This window comes from Paenibacillus oceani (assembly GCF_014705615.1).
Taxonomy (GTDB): domain Bacteria; phylum Bacillota; class Bacilli; order Paenibacillales; family NBRC-103111; genus Paenibacillus_AB; species Paenibacillus_AB oceani.
In genome coordinates this window covers 95,411-114,582 of the sequence record NZ_JACXJA010000032.1, presented here as the reverse complement: position 1 = coordinate 114,582, position 19,172 = coordinate 95,411, and the positions used below count along the sequence as shown (strand labels likewise).

The window sequence follows — 19,172 nt, the reverse complement described above, 5'->3', positions numbered from 1 at the left end:
AATCCCCCTACGCAAGTAGGAGGATGGATACGCCGGAGGGTATAGGGAATCCCTTGCCCCATCTGCCTCGGCGAATGCCGAGAGGCTACGGAATACATCGGGAGGAATTGTGAGCACACATATAAAATTTCACGTCCGAGGCATACCTTGCCTAGAATTTACGCCAACCTCTCCGTCCAAAGGCACCATCCTGTTGTACCACGGCTGGGCCTCGAATATCGAAAATTACAGCTTTTTCGGCTCTTTGGTTGCTAGTTGGGGTTACCGAATCATAGTTCCTGAATTGCCGTATCATGGAGAACGAGGAGAACTTAATTATTTTGACGATACGGTATTGGAAGACTACTTCTGGGAAGTTGTGTTACAAGGGATACAGGAAATTGGAGTAATCACAAGTGAAATATCAACAACACAAGATCATATAGGGATTGTAGGTCACTCGTGCGGCGGCTTTATTGCTGCAGGCGCTTTTTCCAACTTCTCCAGAATTGCAACAGCTGTCGTGATTAATGGCTCTTGCGCCTGGACCAAGTTTGAGGATTTATATCGCGAAAAAAAAGGGATAGATCCGATGTGTCCTCAAAAACGGCTGCTAGTAGAAACTCACGATCCTGTATCACACCTAAAAATTAAGGATAATAAAGCCCTCCTCTTGCTGCATGGCAAGGATGATATGACAATTCCAATAGATAGCCAGCGACACTTTATGAGTGTTATGTCCAAAAAGTATGCCGGCAATTTAGAATTAGTGGAATATGCTGGAGTGAATCATCAGATAACAATCGGTATGTTACAAAAATGTAAAGAATGGTTTGACAAGCATTTAAACGGAGCTAATTCGGCAGGTCGGACTTCAAAGTGAGAACACCTTGGCGATTCGCTCGAACCTAAGCCTCTTTAAGTGGAATGTGTAAATCATTCTAGACAAAGAAAAGCTGCCGGTTTCGCAGAAGCCGCACATTGCGGAACAGGCTTCGTATAGAAGCTCGTAATAATGCCGAAAGTGTGTCGCAGACCGTACATGATAAGCAGGACGGCAGCTGGTTGACCGTCACTATGCAACAGTTAAGAGCGGCTCGTACCTCTTATTTTGTCCAAATTCCGCCCCGAATGTGAAATAAGAGCGGTTTGCAGCTACTAAAATCCGCGAAAAGGGTGCACACATGGTCAGATGGTTGAAATAAGGGGTGAAAATCGAGAGGGATGCAGGATGGTTCAATTAGAAAACTACAAGGTTAGCGGGCTTGATGCATCTCAAACAGAAAGATTTATGTAATTCTATCGTGAATAAATTGTATCAATTAGAGACGGAAGCTTTGGCGTTATTAAAAGAAATATACGCGAGCGTATAGAGGCAGTTAGCGGAAAGCAGTTTGGATTAAATCCCGAACTGCTTTTTTGTGGTCTAGGTGGAATATTTGCTGAATTTCTTACTTAACGAGACTCCCCAAAGAGCCCAAACAGTTGACTTTGCCCTAAGGGGAAGGTGTAAGGTGAAGTTGTACCCGGTAAAACATAACGACGCAGGGTGCAATTGATGAGAACGGGGGTGACCGTGTGCTGTCGATCGGAGAGTTCTCGAAGATTTGCGGAGTATCTACCAAAACGCTCCGGTATTATGATGAGATCGGATTAATCAAACCGGATGAGATTCATTCGGATAACGGGTACCGGTATTATGCAGTCGGTCAGTTAAACAAGATGCTTTTGATTAATCGGTTGAAATCGTATCAGTTTTCTTTGGAAGAAATCAAAGCCGTGCTGGAGCTGGAAGAGGATCTTGCCGAGGAGAAGCTTCACTCCATCCTGAATCGTAAGAGAAGCGAATTGCAAGAGAAACGAAACGCAATTGAATTGTCGCTAAACCAATTGAACATCGATATTTTCAATTTGGAGGCGGGTATCCCGATCATGTCCTACCTGGATCGGATCGAAGTGCAGCTCGTCGAGACCCGGTCGATCAATATTTTTTCTATGCGCCGGATGATGAGCAGCGACGACTTCGCGGCCGGATACGATCCGTATTTCAGCAGGCTGTATGAAAAGATCGCCGCGGAGAAGCTCACCTTGCTGGGCACGCCGATTGCGATTTACCACAGCCCCGAGTACGATCCAACCGGCAACGATACGGAATTTGCGATTCCGGTCCGGGAGACCGGGGAAGGAACGAGAGAACTGAATGGCGGCCCATGTGCGAAGGCTGTCCTGAACGGCTCCTATTCGGAATTAACGTCGGTTTACGCGAAGCTGAGGGGATGGATGGACCAAGAAGGATATGTATTGGCGAGCTCCCCTTATGAGATTTACCTAACCGCTCCTGATCGGGCTGCAGCTCCCGGGGAACTGGTGACTGAGGTATATTTTCCTGTTGCGAAAAAGCAGCGATTGAACACAAATCGTGAAGGGGCGGGGGATCGACTGTGAGAACAAACAGAACGGTCATGAGAAGCTACTGGCCGACTATGGAGTGGCAAGCCGCCGACCCGGCGGACTTGAGTATGGATGCGGGACGGCTTGCGGATCTTGAACGAGTCCTCAAGTCCGAATACAGCAACATCAGCGGTATCCTCGTGGTGAAGAGCGGATTAGTCGCCTATGAAAATTACTTGAACGGCTGCGGTCCGGACGATGCTCACCATGTGGCGTCTGTTACGAAGAGTGTCCTGTCGGCCCTTGTCGGCATTGCCGTAGATGCGGGATATATTCGGAGCATCGACCAGAAGGTGCTTGATTTTTTCCCCGAATACGCAGCCGATCCCGCCGATCCGCAGAAACGGGATATTACGTTACGCCATCTGCTCACAATGACGGCCCCCTATCCGTTCGAGGATTGGCGCGAACCGCTGGATCGGATGTGTATGCAGCCCGACTGGACGAAGTATGCCTTGGACATGCTCGGTCAACAAGGAAGGGTCGGCGATTTTAAATATTCTACGGCAGGGGCGCACCTGCTATCCGCGATCCTCACCCGCTGTACGGGAACGACGGCCCGGGAGTTTGCCAACGAACGGTTATTTAAGCCGATCGGTATGAAGGCGATCCCGGATTATGAGATGAGCGCGTTCGGCTTCGAACAATTATTCGGCAGCGAGGTGAGAGGGTGGGTAAAAGACCCGAATGGCAACTCGACAGGAGGATGGGGACTGACGCTAACGCCTCGCGATATGGCGAGGTTTGGATTTCTGTATCTGAATGGCGGCATGTGGGACAATGAGCCGGTTATTCCCGCGAGCTGGATAAACGAATCGATAGCGATGAACCCCAATCATTACGGTTACTTATGGTGGCTGCGGCAAGAAGACGGCATGTTCGCATATTCCGCGGTGGGCGACGGCGGGAATATGATTTGCTGCATGCCGGATCAAGATCTGGTCGTAGCAATGGCCTCGGCATTCGTCATGAATCCGCGCGACCGGTGGACATTGATCAAGGAACAGATTCTGCCGGCGCTCCGGGACTGACGGATTAACGCCTTGTCTGCCGCTGGCCCGGGAGCAGCTTCTTCACGATCGTGAAGATGCACAACACATATACCGGCAAGCTTGCCGAGAAGGTGACGAACGGCCAGGACAGCAGCACTTCATTAAAGGCCGCTTCCTGCTTGACGGTCACAAGCGACAATAAAAACCCGAGCAGGGCTAGAGGGGCGACCGGCAGCAGCTGATCCCGCGCTTTGATCAGCTTCACGACCGTTAGGTTGAGCGCGTACAAAGCAAGCGCCGATTTCATGTAGGAGCCGGCAAGCAGCGAGATGCCGATGACGGACTCGCCCCGTTCCACGATTTCCTGGATACTGATCAATCGGGCGACAATATAGATCGGATACCGGAATTCGTTCGTCATCGGCCCGAGCGCCATCAGCGTGCACAGCGTAACCAGCAGCAGAACGGACCAATTGCACAGATAGGCGATAAAAATCGGTTTAAGCCGGATGCGGTTGTTCTGGACGCGAATATACGAGAACAACATGGCAAATACGACGAAATCCCCATAAAGAAAACCGGATACCAAATATACGCCGTGCAGTTGAGGTTTAAATCCGTCCGGCATGACCGGGAGCAGGTACTCCGGATGGTAGTTCGGAATTCCCAGCAGCAGCACCAGTGTAATCGAGCCGGCCAACACCAGCAGCAGCAGCGTAAACATACGCGCCATCACTTCGATCCCCGCCCTTACGGTCATGGCAGATACGAGGGCGATGAATCCGTTGAACACATACATCGGCGTTTCTTTCATCATGGTAGTCGTAAAAAAGAAGCCGACAGAGAAATAAATATACGAGGACAGCAGCAGCGCAAATACCAAATAAGGGAGCAGGAGGACGACCGTCAACCCGTAGCCGATCGTCTGCGTACTGTAATCCACCAGCGATTGTCCGGGAAATTGCCGGGCCAGGAACAGCATGCACGACAGCAGAAGGAGTCCGAAGAGTCCGGATAAAAACCAGGACAGCCATGCGCCGCCGCCCGCCGCCGCCAGCAGCGGATTCGGAATGTATAAGATCGTGGAGCCGGTTGTGAAGACGAACAGCAGGGCGGCCATTTGCCAGGAGCTGACGGATTCGTGATTATTCATCCTCGTTCTCCCCTTCGGGCACGGGGGCTTCCGGCTCTTTTTGCGGCTTTAAATATGTGTCGAGGCGGTTAGCCGTCTGATCGAACAAAAGGGAGACGGCGCTATGCAGGTTAGGCAGCGGCTTGTCCGTCACGTATCCGTATCCCGTATAAGCGGCAAAAAGGAAAACCAGGACATAGACGACCCGGTTTTTGCCGGAGGCCAGCTTCCAATCTTTCACACCGGCGATTAGAGCGGCCGCCACCGCCAGCGTGAACACGATCACTTTTTCTCCCATGCCTTGACCCCTCCGTTTATTCGTAATAAGGCTTCGATATAAGCACGCCGGAATTCACCACCTCCACGTCGATATGCAGGTCGAAATCGGCCTTTGCATAACGGTTGTCCCAGCCGGGCTTCCATTTTTTCCACAACTCGGGGCGATGCCGGTACAGCCAGTCCCCGATTCCGAGGAGATCCAGTTTTTTTTGCTGGGACAGGCGGATCGTCTTGCGCAATTCCTTCTCCAAATAAACGCGAATCCGTTCCACCACCTGATTCTCGGCATCTGTATTCAGGGCGGAGGTGCAGCGGATCTCGCTGAAGCTGCCTTTTATTTTCGTGTCGAACCGGACGGAGACCGACTCCGCATCCGTTGTGACGCGTTTTTTCGTATGCAGCGAGGTGACCTCGATCGTTTCTTTTTTGCCGGAATCGCCGCTGCAAGGAATTTCAAGAATACCGAAGTCGAATTCATCCCGCAAAATGACGAGGCTTTCCACGTTGGCCGAGTTCATAAAATCGTTTACCAGCTTGCCGTCCTTCAATACGGCTAATTTGGACAGTGCTTCTCCCGGGAATCCGTTGCTGTACAGATAAGGGAGCATGGCAATCCCCGTTTGGCTTTTGAACTGGATAGCCAGATTTAGCATATCGACGTCTTTCGTTTTGCTGGACAGTCTGGCGGCGGAGCGCGACATCTCCCGCAGTTGCTGACCGATCGTGCTTTCGATGAACGGCTTCTCGGTTAAATAGTCTTTGGCCGTTCCTTTCGCTATCACTACCGTAACCGTATCCCGGGGCTCATGATCGCGCATAAAAAAGTCGGTCAGCTCCTTAATATTCCGCGTCTTTCCCAGTTGATCGCTAATGAGAATGATCCGCATATGACTCCACTGCGCTTTGCGGCCAAGCCGCAGCGGGATGTCGCGGATCGCTTCGAACACCGTATCCGCTTTGGTCGTAATATTAAAGGCGGACGGCCCTTGCTGTCCTCCCTCTAACGAACCGCCCCCACCCGGTTTGTAAAAATGAGTGGTCAACTGCACCTTGCCGTCCGGAGAGCCGTCCATGGCGATGGCTTGCACAAAAGCCCAATCGGTTAATTCGAACTTATTCCAGCAGCCGGATAAAGAAAAGAGGCAGCATATGCATAGGGCGAATACGAAAGGGCGCTTCATGGGTCACTTTCCTTTCGGCCGGGATTCGAGCTTCGGCTACTCGTGGTACGGACGTTTTCGGGGAGAGCGCATCAGCAGCTTCACGGGAGCCCGAAATATAAAGTCGCGCACGAGCTGGCCGGGCTGCAACGGCATGAGAGACGACAAATACGGCACTCCGAGAACGCGCAGCTTGCTGACGTGCAGCAAAATCCAAAAATATCCGATCATAAGCCCGAAGCCGCCCAGCGTCGCCGCCAGCAGCATAAGCGGAAAGCGAAGAATCCGCAAGGCGATCCCCAGGTTGTACTGCGGCAAGGCAAACGAAGCGATACCGGTCAGGGCGACTACAATGACCATGATCGGCGAGGAAATTTTGGCCTGGATCGCCGCTTGGCCCACTACGAGCGCGCCGACGATACTGACGGCCGAGCCGATCGGCCTGGGCAACCGAATGCCCGCCTCCCGCAGCAGCTCGAAAAAAAACTCCATAATAAGAGCCTCGACGAACGCCGGAAACGGGATTTTTTCCCTCGTATCCAGGATGGCGAGCAGCAACACGGTTGGAATTAGCTCCGGATGAAACGTAGAAAGGGCAATGTACAGGCTGGGCAGCGTAAGCGCTATTACAAAAGCCGCAATGCGAAGCCAGCGAACCAGCGAAGCATAAATCGTCCGCTGATAATAATCCTCGCTTGCTGTAAAAAACTCCACGAACAAGCCGGGGCAGATCAGAATGCTGGGCGTTCCTTGAACGAGTACGATAATTTTCCCTTCGAGAAGAGCGGCGTTCGCAACATCCGGCCGTTCGGTGTAGCGGACCTGGGGAAACGGGGAGAACGTCGACTCTTCCAGCCATTCCTCCAGATAGCTCGTATCCAATATTTCCAGCTTATCGATCCGGGAAATTTTCGTTTTGAAATCGGCCAGCGTTTGCGGATCGACTGCGCCTTCCAAGTAGCCGTAGACGATTTGCCGGTCGCTCTCCGCCCCGCTGTAGAACGATTCGAACTTCAGTCTGGTCGTCCGCAGCAAGTTGCGAAGCAGACCGATATTCGTATGCAGATCTTCAATCGTGCTGTTATGCGGGCCGAAGACGACGGATTCGGTCACAGGCTCGGAGACCGCTCTCGTCTGAATTCCCGGCATCTCATAGCAGATCACATGATCCCAGCCATCGATAAAAATAACAATGCCACCCCGCAAAATTTGCTTGACGGCACGCTCGAAGCTGTTCAATACCGACGGCGGGTGTGTCGTAATTCCCCGGCCTTCAAAGTAGCGGCTCACCTCTTCGGGTGTCAGCCTGGCGTCAAGTCCGGCCAATAACGGGGACAAATCGCGGAAGGTAGCCTTCATATAGCTTTCTTGTCCGCTGTCCGTTAACGTATCCAAATAAACTGAAAAGGCCGAGTGCTCCAGCCCGGAACCATAGTTCCAAGGTTGCAGCTTCAGATCGTGACAATGCTGGAACAACTCCTCGATCCGTTGCCGGTTATCCGTCAGACGAATTGAAACCAGATCGGAAGTTACGGGCAAATTCCGGTCTTCCATACAGGATTTCCTTTCCAGTTTTTGTGGTTAGTATGCGGCCGCGGCATAAAAAGTATGCATTCGCCCACGCTCCGGCTACTTGCTGCTCAACCAGAAGAGGCCATCCGTATGGATGGCCCTGAAGCTTGTTGGATGATTTCTACCTTTCGACGAGTTCCTGAGACACTTTGGGATGGGGGGACAGCGCTTTGGAGACGGTTGTCCGATCGATCCCCAAAAAGCCTGAAACGTCCTGAGCGAAACCGGTAAACCGTGTAGGTTTGTATTATTATTTATAGATTTCTCTCATTTCAAGCGCTGCTCCCAAACGGTAACATGTTGAGTACAAAGCGAATCAAGCTATTACCGAGCTGGGAGTGACGCAGATGGAGCACATACGTCGGATAACGAAATCCGGTGGGGGCAAATGGAGCAGGTGGTCGGAGCCGTTATGGGGGTATGCGTTTATATCGCCTTGGCTGATCGGCTTTTTCGTACTGACGATCGGACCGCTGTCGCAATCGTTTTATTTATCGCTTACCGAGTACAACTTGCTGGAGCTGCCGAATTGGATCGGACTGGACAATTACAAAGAGATTTTAACGGAGGACGGCGAATTCAGGAAGTCGCTGCAAGTGACGCTGACGTATGTAGCGCTGTCCGTGCCACTGAAATTAATTTTCGCGCTGCTGGTCGCTTTGCTGTTATTCCGCGCGCTCCGGGGCATGTCGCTGTTCAGGGCGGTGTTTTACTTGCCTTCCTTGATCGGGGGGAGCGTCGCGCTGTCCGCCATCTGGCGCAACTTGTTCGGCATGGACGGCATTTTGAACCGGATCGTCGGCTGGTTCGGATTCCAAGGCATGGACTGGATCAACAATCCGGGTACGGCGCTGTACACACTCGTGCTGCTGGCGGTATGGCAGTTCGGTTCGTCCATGGTTATCTTTTTGGCGGGACTGAAGCAGATTCCGCGGGATCTGTACGAATCCGCCTCGGTGGACGGCGCCTCGAAGATTCGTACTTTTTTTGCGATTACGCTGCCGATGCTGACGCCGATCATTTTATTCAACCTGGTCATGCAAATTATCGGGAGCTTCCAGATGTTCACCCAAGCGTTTATCGTTACCAAGGGCGGACCGATCAATTCGACGCTCGTCTACGCGCTTTATTTGTACCAGAAAGCTTTCGCGTATTTCAATATGGGCTATGCCAGCGCGCTTGCCTGGATCTTGCTCGTCATTATCGCCATCTGTACGGCTCTGATTTTCTGGTCGTCCAGACGATGGGTGCATTATGAAACATAACCGATCGACGCCAAGGAGGAGACCCGGATGAAACAAGCTGTTTTATATCGTTATACCGTACTGATTCTGGCAAGCCTGGTTATGATTTATCCGATCTTGTGGCTGGTCGGCAATTCGCTGAAATCGAACGAGGACATTCCGAAGCCGCAGCTGTTTCCGAGCGAGTTTCAGTGGAGCAACTTTTCCGAAGGCTGGACGGCCATTCCTGGCTTCAGCTTCGCTCATTTTTTCTACAATTCGTTTTTTATCGCGACGCTTTCCGTTGCCGGAACGCTGGTATCGAGCGCATTGGTCGCCTATGGCTTCGCACGGCTGCGCTTTCCGCTGCAAAAACTATGGTTCGGCATTTTGATGATGACGCTGATGCTGCCTGCCCAGGTTACTTTGGTGCCGCAGTATATTTTGTTCAAATCGTTCGATTGGGTAGGGACGACGCTGCCGCTGATCGTTCCGCACTTTTTGGCGGTCAGCCCGTTCTTCGTTTTTCTGATCGTCCAGTTCATCCGCGGTATTCCTAAAGATTTGGACGAATCTGCCAAAATCGACGGATGCTCGACCATCGGGATCGCGTTCCGAATTGTGCTGCCGTTATGCACGCCGGCTTTTATCACAACGGCGATCTTCAGCTTTATCTGGACATGGGACGATTTTCTCGGGCAGATGATCTACTTGACCGATACGGCTAAATATACGGTGCCGCTGGCGCTCCGGCTGTTCCTCGACAACACGTCGGCGGTCACATGGGGACCGATGTATGCGATGGCGCTGTTGTCGGTCATCCCCTGTTTCGTTATTTTTCTGGTCGCACAGAAATACTTTGTGGAAGGAATTGCAACAACGGGGATTAAGGGATAGATGTTTACGGCAGGCGCGTGTAGGCCTTATCCTGTATGTATAACAGCTAAGACGACAGGTGATGGTGGCGCATGAGAAATCCTTTCAAGACGTTTTCGTTTCAGGCGACTTTCTACGTTTCTTTCCTAGCAATTTCCGCCCTTCTGATCCTGCTTCTCGGTTGGACGAGTTATTACATTACGAATCAGGAAGTAGTAGGGCAGACGATATCCTCAAGGAAGCTGCTTCTGGACGAGATCAACAAGCAGCTGGACATGCAGCTCCAATCCGTCGAATACGACTCGCTCGCGCTGGCGAGCAACCCGAAGCTGATCCATTATTTGCAAACTAACGAAGATCCGTTCGAGCGCCTCGGTCAAACGTCGGAAATGATCGATCTGCTCAGCCGGCCGAGTTATGTGAAGGATGGCATCTTGTCCTTGCAGCTGTATGCGAAGCATACGACAGGCAGCAGCCATATTGCCGGGAGCGGGGTGTACGGCTACGATCTTCTGGAGCGGGTTTCCTGGTATGACCAGATCAAGGATGCCGATTACTGCTGGGTCGGCGCTCATCCGGTCGAGGTAGGCGATTATCCGGAGGGTGACCGGCAGGTCGTCACCTTTGCGAGAAAAGTGCTGTCCGCGGCGGGCCAAGAAGCCGGCGTCCTCGTCGTAAATGTGAAGCTGTCCTATATCGAGAAGCTCGCGTTCGGCAGCAAGACGGATGCGAGCCGGTTTATACTCGATACGAACGGTCGGCTGATCGCGCAATTTCACGGCGGCCCGGTCCAGCCGGTTTCCTACGACAGATCCAGCGGGGATATTGCCGCGATTATGGACAAATCCGCTTCTGACCACTATGCGATAGCTCCGCTCGATATGAAATCGCTGATCATTTGGAACAAGCAGACCCGAACGTCATGGGTGACGATGGACGTCATTCCTTGGGAGACGATTACGAAAGGAAGCCGGCGTATTGCGAGCGTAATCTTGGTCGTAGTCGTTTTATGCATCCTGCTGACGGCTGCGATGGCGTTTTTGTTGTCCGTCCAGTTCGCTGCTCCGATTCGCAGACTGATCCGCGCGATGAATGCGATGAAGGTCGGGAAGCTGAACGAGAGGATCGATAACGATTACCGGAACGAATTCGGTCATCTCAACGATCATTTCAACGAGATGGCCGAACGGATCGAGACGCTAATCCGGCAAGTCACGGAGCAAAACCGGCGGCAGCGCGAAGCGGAAATTCAAGTGCTGCAAGAGCAGATCAACCCTCATTTCCTGTACAATACGCTCGATATGATGAACTGGCACGCGATCGAATCCGGCTCGCACGACATTAGCCATATGCTGGCCTTGCTCGGCAAAATGCTGCGGATCGGACTGTCAAGCGGCGCAACGTTTATTAGCGTTCGACAGGAAATGGAGCATCTGGGCTGTTATGTGGAGCTGCAAACGATCCGCTATAAGCAGACGATCCGCTTCGAGCTCTCTGTGCCGGATGAGCTAAAGCACTGCTATATTCCGAAACTGATTCTCCAGCCGTTCGTAGAGAACAGTCTCCTTCACGGGCTGCACGGGCAGCACACGGGCGGTACGGTGTTGATTACCGCCGGGGAGGACGATCAGGGCGTCTATTTCCGGATCGAAGATAACGGACGAGGAATGGAGGCCGTCCAATCCGCGCCCGGACGGGAGCGGGGCGGGATTCGGAATGTGAACGATCGCATTCAGCTGTATTTCGGTGAGCGTTATGGGGTGGAATTGCGCAGCGTACCCGGTCATGGAACAAGCGTAACGCTTCGTGTGCCCAAGCTGACGGAGGAGCCGGCACCGAACATCAGGGGGGAGACAGCATGATCAAAGCCGTCATTATCGACGACGATATGACAACCGTTCAAGGACTCACCCGCTCGGTCCGGTGGGAGCGATTCGGCATCCGGGTAGTCGGAACGGCGATGAACGGGAAGGAGGGGCTGGAGCAGATCGAGGCTCACCAGCCGGACCTTATTTTAACGGATATATTCATGCCGGTTTTGAACGGGATCGATATGCTGAAGGCGCTGCGGGAGGCGGGCAACACGGCGGAAGTGATCATTTTAAGCGGATATGAAGATTTCAAGTACGCCCAATCCGCGGTCAAGCTGCGTGTTCACGATTATATGTCAAAGCCGGCGACGCTGGATGAAATCGAGCGGGTGCTGAAGGACGTTGCCGACCATATATCCAAGCGGGATTCGGAGGAAAAGGAAGAGAAAGAGCTCCGGGAGCTGCTTGCCTACAATTTGCCGACGACGCGCCGCCAGCTGTTGAAGGGGCTGCTTGAGCCGGGATTTTGCCAAACCGGCTTCTACCGCAAAGTGTCCGATTATTTGAAGCTGGACTTCTCCGGCCACTATGTAACCGTCGTCCTGATCGAGTTTTTTATCAATCGGGAGCGTCAAACGTACCGACCGAACGATCTGTCCCTGTTCGCCTATGCGGTCCAAAATATAGTGGACGAGCTCGCGGGTCATCGGGACGGCGTCCATGTCGCCGATTTACAGCGCAACCTGCTGTCTGTCGTCGTAGCGGTTCCTTCGTGTGCGAGCCAGGAGCGGGCCAGGCGGCAGGGGATTCAGGTGGCGCAGGAGCTGCTGGATCATGTCCGGGACTGCCTGAAGCTGCAAGTGTGGGCGGCGGTCGGTTCAGTGGCGCAGGACGTCCGAGACATCCCCCGTTCTTACGCGGCGGCGGTCGATCTGCTGGCCAGACGCGAGCGGATGTCGGATAAACAGCTGCTGCTGAAGGAGGACGTCCGGGAGCTGGCGAAGCCCGTATCGCGGCGCCCGATCGAAAGTTATCAGGCGGTCGTCGACGCCATGATGCTCGGGCAGGAGGAGCTTGTCGAGGCCAGAATCGTCGAGCTGACATGTGCGCTTCGGGAAGGAGACGCTCCGAGCATCGGCGATTTGCGGGAGTTCGCGATCGATATCGTCGGCATTGTGACGCTGGCTTTGCACGAACACGGATTGCAGATCGAATATTTCCGCGCCGATTTTACGATGTACAAGGAGCTGGAGCTGATCTACGGCATTGCCGATTTCGCCGGCTGGCTCCGCGATCTGGTGTTTCCGATCTGCCGGGCGATGGACGAGCGCAGCTCGCAAAAACACCGGAAAACGATCGATTTCATCAAACGGTACGTACTGCAGCATTATGCGGAGGATGTAACGCTTGACGTGATTGCCGAGAAGGTGTATCTGACCCGTAACTATTTAAGCCAAATCTTCAAGCAGGAAACCGGCGAAAATTACAACAGTTACTTGACGCGCGTGCGGATGGAAAAAGCGAAGGAATTGCTGCTAACCGGAAACTATAAAGTTTTCGAAATCGCGCAAATCGTCGGTTACAAAAACAACGCGTACTTCAGCCAGCTGTTCAAAAAGCATACCGGATATTATCCGTCCGAGCTGAATAAATAAGGCTGGCAGCCGGGGAGGAGAGACGGGGGCGTTCTTACAGACGATCCCCGTTATAACGGCAAGAAACGTATGATTCGGCATCTGTCCCAATTCCGTATATTCGTAGTAGTAATTGTAGATTTCTCTAATTTTTAATAAAAACTCAACATTTTATAATCGAATTGTACGACAGATAACGATCAAGGGGTGCATGCGCGATGAAGTGGCGGAACAGACCGGAAAGACGGGTACTCGGTTCCTTGTTGGCATTGACGCTGTTAGGCGGTACGCTGGCAGGCTGTGTGCCGACGGAGAAGAAAAGCGGCGACCAGCCGGATACGGGCACGAACAAAACGGAAGCGCTTCAAAATGTGGAGCTGCGGTTTGCCTGGTGGGGAAGTCAAGGCAGGCACGACCGAACGCTGAAAGCGATCGAGAAATTTCAGCAGCTGCATCCGAACATTAAAATCAAGCCGGAGTACACGAGCTTCGACGGTTACTGGGAGAAGCTGTCTACGCAAGTCGCAGGGAACAATGCGCCGGATCTGATGCAGATGAGCGTGTTGTATATTAAGGAGTATACCGACCGCGGCGTGCTCGCCGATCTGACTCCGTATGCGAACAAGGAGATTCAGGTCGCCGACCTGAACAAGGACGTGATCGCGAATCAGGGAACCGTCGGAGGCAAATTTACCGGCCTGCCGGTGTCCGACAACGCGTCCGTCCTGATCTACAATAAAGACATGTATCAGCAGGCAGGCGTAGAGCCGCCGAAGCTGGATATGACGTGGGACGAATATTTCGCCAAAGCGCGCGAGATCAAGTCCAAGCTCGGTGAAAAAGTGTACGGCGCGTTCGACATGTCGGCTTCGCTGGAAGCGTTTATGTACTACGCGTTTTCCGTTGGGGATGTGATGTACAAGGGCAACCGGCTCGGCTACAGCGATCAGACGTTCCGAAACTGGCTGAAGATGTGGGATGACGCCCGGAAGGAAGGGATCGTGCCGACAGCTGCGATGACCGCTTCGTTTTTGCCGCTGGGCAACTTCGACCCGAACAAGGACGCGCTGATGAAGGGGATCGTCCCGATTATCGGCCCTCAATTTACGGCGACGTTCCCGGCTTACGAAAACGTCATGAAGGATAAGATCGATATGGTCTCCTATCCGAAGGACAAGCATACAGGAAGCGTGCTGCTGCCGGCAATGTTCTTGTCCATGTCGGCCAAATCGAAACACCCGAAGGAAGCGGCGATGTTTTTGGACTTTTTCCTCAACTCCAAAGAAGCCGCCGATGTGCTTGAGATCGAACGAGGACTGCCGGAAAACAAAAAAATATTGGAATATTTGACTCCGCGATTTAACGACCGCGACAAAAAAATGATGAACATGCTTGAGCATGTCACAGGCAATAAGCCCGGCATGTACGACGGAGGGCCAAAAGGCGCGGGTGAAGTAACGAAACTGTTCGAACAAACGGTGCAGAAGCTGCAGTTCGGCAAAGCTTCGATCGACGATGTCGTCGCCGAATTCCGCAAGGAAGCCGACAAAATTTTCGAGAAAAACAATTAAGAGCGCAAGCGGGAAAGGGGATTACTCCGGCATGAACAAGCGCCAGTTTTCCGTTATTGGCTGTCAGCATGCGCATATCGGCATCTTTATCAGTGAAATGCTGGAGCTGGGCTACAGCTGCGCTGGAATCTATGAGGAAGAGCCGGACGGGCTCGCCCGCTCGTTGTCCAATCAATTCGGCGTACCGCTGGAGCGCGACATAGAAGAGCTGCTCGGCGACTCCGTCGCCGTTGTCGGCTGCGCGGCGATGAACGACGAGAAGATCGACGTGATCGAACGCTGCGAGAGCCGGGGCAAGCACGTTATGGTCGACAAACCCGCAGTCGTCAGCGCGGAAGGGCTGCAGCGGTTAAAGGCGGTTGTCCGGAGAGGACGTATCCAGATCGGCATGCTGCTGACCGAGCGGTTTCATCCGGCGATCTATACGTTGAAGAAACAGATCGAGCGGGGCGCCCTGGGCGACATCATCACCATCGGCATGCGTAAACCGCACCGTCTCGATGCGGCCTCCCGTCCGGCATGGTTTTTCTCCAAAGCACAGTCAGGCGGTATTTTGATCGATCTGCTCGTGCACGATTTCGACCTGTTGCGATGGCTGACAGGCAAGGAAATCGAATCGGTCGGAGGATACGTCGGAAAAACGATGATGCCCGAACATCCGACCTTCTACAACTCGGCCAGCGTGCAGGTGTTGATGCAAGATAGCGTGATTGCCCAGCTATACGCTGATTGGCATTCGCCGGTCGGAAGCTGGACGTGGGGAGACGGCCGGATATTCGTGACCGGGACGGAAAGCTTCGTGGAGCTCCGGCTGCAGGGTGATCCTCTGGTCGGAGCCGATCCGGTTGTTATCCGCTCGACGAACGGCGAGTCCGTCGAATCGCTGCCCGCTCTGCAGCCCCCATGGACGATTACGGAAGATTTCATGCGGCGGATCGGCGGAGAGGAGAGCATCCTGTCCCAGGACGATATCGTCAAGGCGTCGGAGGCGACGATGTGGGCCGATCGTACAGTTGCGTATTTGAATCGATACGAAGCGCCTTGAACGGATGAAATCGGCCCAAGCAATGAAGTCTGATCATCGGATTCAGGTGTGTAACTGACTAACAGGCAGAGATGGAAGTTTATTCGTTCAGAAAAGCCGCCAAATGGCGGCTTTTTCGCTTGCAAATGAAAGAGCAACATTTCAAAAGCTCTCCCATGTTACAACTAGTATGAATTCGACAAGGGAGATGAAGCACATGAGCAGACTGGAAGGTAAAATTGCATTAGTAACCGGAGCCAGCCGGGGAATTGGACGAAGTATTGCTTTGCGCCTGGCGCAAGAGGGAGCCTATGTCCTCGTGCACTACGGGCGAAGATGGGATGAAGCGGAGGCGGTCGTCCGGCAGATTGGGGAAGAGGGAGGCCGGGCGCACGCGATTGGCGCCGATTTGAACACGCTTGGCGGCATTGATGAATTATTTGCGGCATTGGATGAAATCGTACGGGAACATACGGGCAGCAGTGGACTCGATATTCTGGTCAACAATGCCGGAATCGGTCAAATCGTCGGTCTGGAAGAGACGACGGAACAATCGTTTGACGAGGTCATGCGGCTTAACGTCAAGGCGCCGCTGTTCGTAACCCAGCAAGCTCTGCCACGGCTGAAGGAGGGAGGGCGGATCATCAATCTCTCCTCTTTTGTGACGCGGGTCGCCTCGCCAACTGTGTTCGCCTACAGCATGTCGAAAGGGGCGATCGACACGTTTACGCTTCTTCTGGCCAAACAATTGGCAAGCCGCCATATTACGGTGAATGCGATCCAGCCCGGCATTATCAACACGGAGATGAATGCCGAGACGCTGCAAAATCCGCAGGGTCAAGCATATGCGGCTGGACTTTCCGCCTTCAACCGATGGGGAGAGCCCGAAGATGTGGCCGATATCGCCGCTTTTCTCGCCTCGCCGGACAGCCGCTGGGTAACCGGTCAATTGCTCGATGCCAGCGGAGGGTCTCATTTATAAGTCAATAGCGAAAAAGCCGCGGTTATTGCGGCTTTTTTTGATAGATAAAGCATGTTCAAACTACGCGGACAAGGGGCTGCATCCTTGTCGAGCCAACAGGGGATGGAAATTGCATCTCGTGGGGGGGCGTCAGGCGGTTAGGTCTTCTGCCCTTTCGCTTAAAGCGGGGAAGGAGCCGCATAAGAGCGGTTTGGAACCTTTATTTTGTACGAACCCGTGTGGATGGAGAAAATACGAGCGGTTTGAGACTGTTAAAAACGGCGAAAAGAGTGCAGACGCGGTGAGTGGGCTGTAATAAAAGGTGCAAACCGCTTCTATTCGTCTTTGTTTGGGGTAAAGGCTGAAAATAGAATGTGCAAAAGACTCTTATGTTGGATAGAACCCGCGCGATTAGACGTTTGGACGAGGCGATACGAGTGGAGAAGGCAGTCGACACAAGGGAGCGACTGCTTTTGTCTCTTCCGGAAAGATTAATTCGGGGCTCGATTAGGTCGAGACGGGTTTGACGGACGTGTCTCCACTAGCTATCCGCTTAACGAGTGCGATCTCTCAGATCAATAATTGATGGATATTCGGTCAATATTTGAACAGACGGCCCATGCGGTTATCCCTATAATTGGGTTTGGAAGCACAAGTTCCATACAACGTATCAGCTGAGACGGTTTGTTCGAAGGCAGGGTCACGGTACGAAGCGATGTATCATAGGATCAATAGGAGAAATGAGGGAAACGAAGTGGAAGAGCGACGATATACGGCAAACCGTCCGGGTCTGGAAATTCATGCGGATGTTGCGGTCATCGGAGGCGGTCTCGGCGGTTGCGCCGCTGCGCTGGCTGCTGCGGCAGCCGGAAAAACGGTAGTGATAACGGAAGAGACGGATTGGCTCGGAGGGCAATTGACAAGCCAGGCGGTCCCGCCGGACGAGCACAGGTGGATCGAGCAGTTCGGCTGTACACGCAGCTACAGAAATTTACGTGAAGGGATTCGCAGCTATTATCGGCGAACTTTCCCTTTGACGATCGAGGCGACCCGCAAACCGAACCTGAATCCGGGCAACGGATCGGTAAGCAGGCTGTGCCACGAACCTCGCGTAGCGCTTGCCGTGCTTCATGAGATGCTTGCCCCTTATGTGCACAGCGGGAAGCTAAAACTGCTCATGCGACGTGTTCCGATCCGGGCGGAAGCCATAGGGGACTCAGTTCAAGCGGTTACGGTACGCCATACGGAGAGTGGTCGGGAGGAGACCATTGTCGCCGCGTTTTTCCTGGACGCGACCGAATGCGGGGATTTGCTGCCGATGACCGGAACGGAGTATGTAACGGGAGCGGAATCCATCAGCCAGACGGGAGAGCCGCATGCCGTGGATGGCGATCCGCTGCCGATGGATATGCAGGCGTTCACGTATTGCTTCGCTATGGATCACTTCGAGGGGGAAAACCATACGATCGAGCGGCCGAGAGATTATTCGTTTTGGCGGTCGTATGAAGCCGATTTTTGGCCCGGTAAATTGCGTAGTTGGACCGGTGTTCTCCCCCGGACGCTTCAACCGCGCGAGTTTGGCATATTTACCCATACAGCGGATTTATGGCGTTACCGCAGGATTCTCGATAAGACGAATTTTACGGAAGGAGCTTATTCCAGCGACATCACCATTGTGAATTGGCAGCAGAACGACTACTGGCTCGGTCCGATTATCGACGTACCGGAAGAGGAGCGCAACAAACATTTGGAAAGCGCCAAACAGCTAAGTCTGTCTCTTCTGTACTGGATGCAGACGGAAGCTCCGCGCCCCGATGGCAAGATCGGTTACCCCGGCTTGAGACTGCGCAAAGATGTGGTCGGTACGGAGGATGGGCTTGCGATGTATCCGTATATTCGGGAATCCAGGCGTATCAAGGCTGAATATACCGTACTGGAGCAGCATATTAGCCCGGACGAGAGAAAAGACGGACGCGCGGAACATTTTCATGATTCTGTAGGGATCGGTTGTTACCGCATCGACCTCCATCCGAGCACGGGAAACAGGCATTATATCGATATTTCGTGCTTACCGTTTCAAATCCCGCTAGGGGCGCTAATTCCGGTTCGTATGCAAAATTTGCTTCCCGCCTGCAAAAATCTCGGCGTCACCCATATTACGAACGGATGCTACCGGTTGCATCCCGTCGAATGGAACATTGGGGAAGCTGTCGGATATTTGGCAAGTTATTGCATCGACAAGCAACTACAACCCAGCGCAGTTCGAAATCATTCCGACGCGCTTAAAGATTTCCAGCAACTCTTGACGAAAGCGGGAGTTGAACTGAGTTGGCCGGACATCCGGGCCATGTAGAGTAACAAAATCAATCCCACTCGCCCGTTTTGACCGGGAAGGGATTGATTTTGTTGTTATATGCAGAATCGTAGCAGGCCCGTATAAAGGAACCGGTCTGAATGTGGAAGGCCAGGCAACTGAAGAGTTAGAAACTTAAGAGATAAAAACTTGT

General features: G+C 53.0%; 15 protein-coding genes. 11 read left to right on the top strand and 4 right to left on the bottom strand.

The genetic code is table 11. The features are described 5' to 3' along the window. The first annotated feature begins 109 nt into the window (after positions 1-109). From IDH45_RS22600 to IDH45_RS22590, 3 genes are all read left to right on the top strand, one after another. Positions 110-862 carry an alpha/beta fold hydrolase gene (locus tag IDH45_RS22600; RefSeq protein WP_190930399.1) on the top strand — a complete coding sequence of 251 codons (753 nt, stop codon included), beginning with the start codon at positions 110-112 and terminating at the stop codon, positions 860-862. 695 nt (positions 863-1,557) lie between these two features. After that, a complete protein-coding gene (locus IDH45_RS22595) occupies positions 1,558-2,424 on the top strand; it encodes a MerR family transcriptional regulator (RefSeq protein WP_190930398.1) in 867 nt (288 codons plus the stop codon). Positions 2,425-2,441: 17 nt separating this feature from the next. Beyond that, a complete protein-coding gene (locus IDH45_RS22590; protein ID WP_190930404.1) occupies positions 2,442-3,461 on the top strand; it encodes a serine hydrolase domain-containing protein in 1,020 nt (339 codons plus the stop codon). A gap of 4 nt (positions 3,462-3,465) precedes the next feature. On the opposite strand, the gene IDH45_RS22585 is transcribed toward IDH45_RS22590, so the two are convergent. From IDH45_RS22585 to IDH45_RS22570, 4 genes are read right to left on the bottom strand one after another with little or no spacing between them, the layout of a single operon-like run. After that, positions 3,466-4,575, bottom strand: a complete 1,110-nt coding sequence (locus tag IDH45_RS22585; protein ID WP_190930397.1) for a GerAB/ArcD/ProY family transporter — start codon at positions 4,573-4,575, stop codon at positions 3,466-3,468. Next, positions 4,568-4,852: a hypothetical protein gene (locus IDH45_RS22580; protein ID WP_190930396.1), complete on the bottom strand. Its 285-nt coding sequence runs from the start codon at positions 4,850-4,852 to the stop codon at positions 4,568-4,570. Before IDH45_RS22580 ends, IDH45_RS22585 begins: the two co-directional genes overlap by 8 nt. A gap of 16 nt (positions 4,853-4,868) precedes the next feature. Further along, positions 4,869-6,014, bottom strand: coding sequence for a Ger(x)C family spore germination protein (locus tag IDH45_RS22575; RefSeq protein WP_190930395.1), 1,146 nt, complete (start codon positions 6,012-6,014; stop codon positions 4,869-4,871). 36 nt (positions 6,015-6,050) lie between these two features. Continuing rightward, the gene (locus IDH45_RS22570) at positions 6,051-7,547 is read right to left on the bottom strand and encodes a spore germination protein (protein WP_190930394.1); all 1,497 of its coding nucleotides are present in this window, start codon (positions 7,545-7,547) and stop codon (positions 6,051-6,053) included. 365 nt (positions 7,548-7,912) lie between these two features. Here IDH45_RS22570 and IDH45_RS22565 point away from each other — a divergent pair, with 365 nt between their 5' ends. The 8 genes from IDH45_RS22565 to IDH45_RS22530 all read left to right on the top strand — a co-directional run bounded on the left by IDH45_RS22565 (position 7,913) and on the right by IDH45_RS22530 (position 19,018). Next, complete coding sequence (locus IDH45_RS22565) at positions 7,913-8,830, top strand: carbohydrate ABC transporter permease (RefSeq protein WP_190930393.1); 918 nt, start codon at positions 7,913-7,915, stop codon at positions 8,828-8,830. Between the two features lie 27 nt (positions 8,831-8,857). Next, positions 8,858-9,685 (top strand): carbohydrate ABC transporter permease, encoded by an 828-nt coding sequence (locus tag IDH45_RS22560; RefSeq protein ID WP_190930392.1) that lies wholly within the window; start codon positions 8,858-8,860, stop codon positions 9,683-9,685. Between the two features lie 71 nt (positions 9,686-9,756). Then, a complete protein-coding gene (locus tag IDH45_RS22555) occupies positions 9,757-11,526 on the top strand; it encodes a cache domain-containing sensor histidine kinase (RefSeq protein ID WP_190930391.1) in 1,770 nt (589 codons plus the stop codon). Further along, a complete protein-coding gene (locus tag IDH45_RS22550; RefSeq protein ID WP_190930390.1) occupies positions 11,523-13,130 on the top strand; it encodes a response regulator in 1,608 nt (535 codons plus the stop codon). Before IDH45_RS22555 ends, IDH45_RS22550 begins: the two co-directional genes overlap by 4 nt. 197 nt (positions 13,131-13,327) lie before the next feature. Then, on the top strand, positions 13,328-14,680 hold the full coding sequence (locus IDH45_RS22545; RefSeq protein WP_190930389.1) for an ABC transporter substrate-binding protein: 1,353 nt from the start codon (positions 13,328-13,330) through the stop codon (positions 14,678-14,680). A 31-nt stretch (positions 14,681-14,711) separates the two neighbouring features. Next, positions 14,712-15,725: a Gfo/Idh/MocA family protein gene (locus IDH45_RS22540; RefSeq protein WP_190930388.1), complete on the top strand. Its 1,014-nt coding sequence runs from the start codon at positions 14,712-14,714 to the stop codon at positions 15,723-15,725. A 196-nt stretch (positions 15,726-15,921) separates the two neighbouring features. After that, positions 15,922-16,686, top strand: a complete 765-nt coding sequence (locus tag IDH45_RS22535; RefSeq protein ID WP_190930387.1) for an SDR family oxidoreductase — start codon at positions 15,922-15,924, stop codon at positions 16,684-16,686. Between the two features lie 694 nt (positions 16,687-17,380). After that, positions 17,381-19,018 (top strand): FAD-dependent oxidoreductase, encoded by a 1,638-nt coding sequence (locus IDH45_RS22530; RefSeq protein ID WP_190930386.1) that lies wholly within the window; start codon positions 17,381-17,383, stop codon positions 19,016-19,018. Positions 19,019-19,172 lie beyond the last annotated feature (154 nt).

What these genes read in the sequence shown, in the direction of transcription:
- IDH45_RS22570 (WP_190930394.1), bottom strand. Translation starts at nt 7,547, where the DNA reads ATGGAAGACCGGAATTTGCCCGTAACTTCCGATCTGGTTTCAATTCGT.
- IDH45_RS22540 (WP_190930388.1), top strand. Translation starts at nt 14,712, where the DNA reads ATGAACAAGCGCCAGTTTTCCGTTATTGGCTGTCAGCATGCGCATATC.
- IDH45_RS22585 (WP_190930397.1), bottom strand. Translation starts at nt 4,575, where the DNA reads ATGAATAATCACGAATCCGTCAGCTCCTGGCAAATGGCCGCCCTGCTG.
- IDH45_RS22555 (WP_190930391.1), top strand. Translation starts at nt 9,757, where the DNA reads ATGAGAAATCCTTTCAAGACGTTTTCGTTTCAGGCGACTTTCTACGTT.
- IDH45_RS22565 (WP_190930393.1), top strand. Translation starts at nt 7,913, where the DNA reads ATGGAGCACATACGTCGGATAACGAAATCCGGTGGGGGCAAATGGAGC.
- IDH45_RS22535 (WP_190930387.1), top strand. Translation starts at nt 15,922, where the DNA reads ATGAGCAGACTGGAAGGTAAAATTGCATTAGTAACCGGAGCCAGCCGG.
- IDH45_RS22580 (WP_190930396.1), bottom strand. Translation starts at nt 4,852, where the DNA reads ATGGGAGAAAAAGTGATCGTGTTCACGCTGGCGGTGGCGGCCGCTCTA.
- IDH45_RS22560 (WP_190930392.1), top strand. Translation starts at nt 8,858, where the DNA reads ATGAAACAAGCTGTTTTATATCGTTATACCGTACTGATTCTGGCAAGC.
- IDH45_RS22545 (WP_190930389.1), top strand. Translation starts at nt 13,328, where the DNA reads ATGAAGTGGCGGAACAGACCGGAAAGACGGGTACTCGGTTCCTTGTTG.
- IDH45_RS22550 (WP_190930390.1), top strand. Translation starts at nt 11,523, where the DNA reads ATGATCAAAGCCGTCATTATCGACGACGATATGACAACCGTTCAAGGA.
- IDH45_RS22530 (WP_190930386.1), top strand. Translation starts at nt 17,381, where the DNA reads ATGTATCATAGGATCAATAGGAGAAATGAGGGAAACGAAGTGGAAGAG.
- IDH45_RS22575 (WP_190930395.1), bottom strand. Translation starts at nt 6,014, where the DNA reads ATGAAGCGCCCTTTCGTATTCGCCCTATGCATATGCTGCCTCTTTTCT.
- IDH45_RS22590 (WP_190930404.1), top strand. Translation starts at nt 2,442, where the DNA reads ATGAGAAGCTACTGGCCGACTATGGAGTGGCAAGCCGCCGACCCGGCG.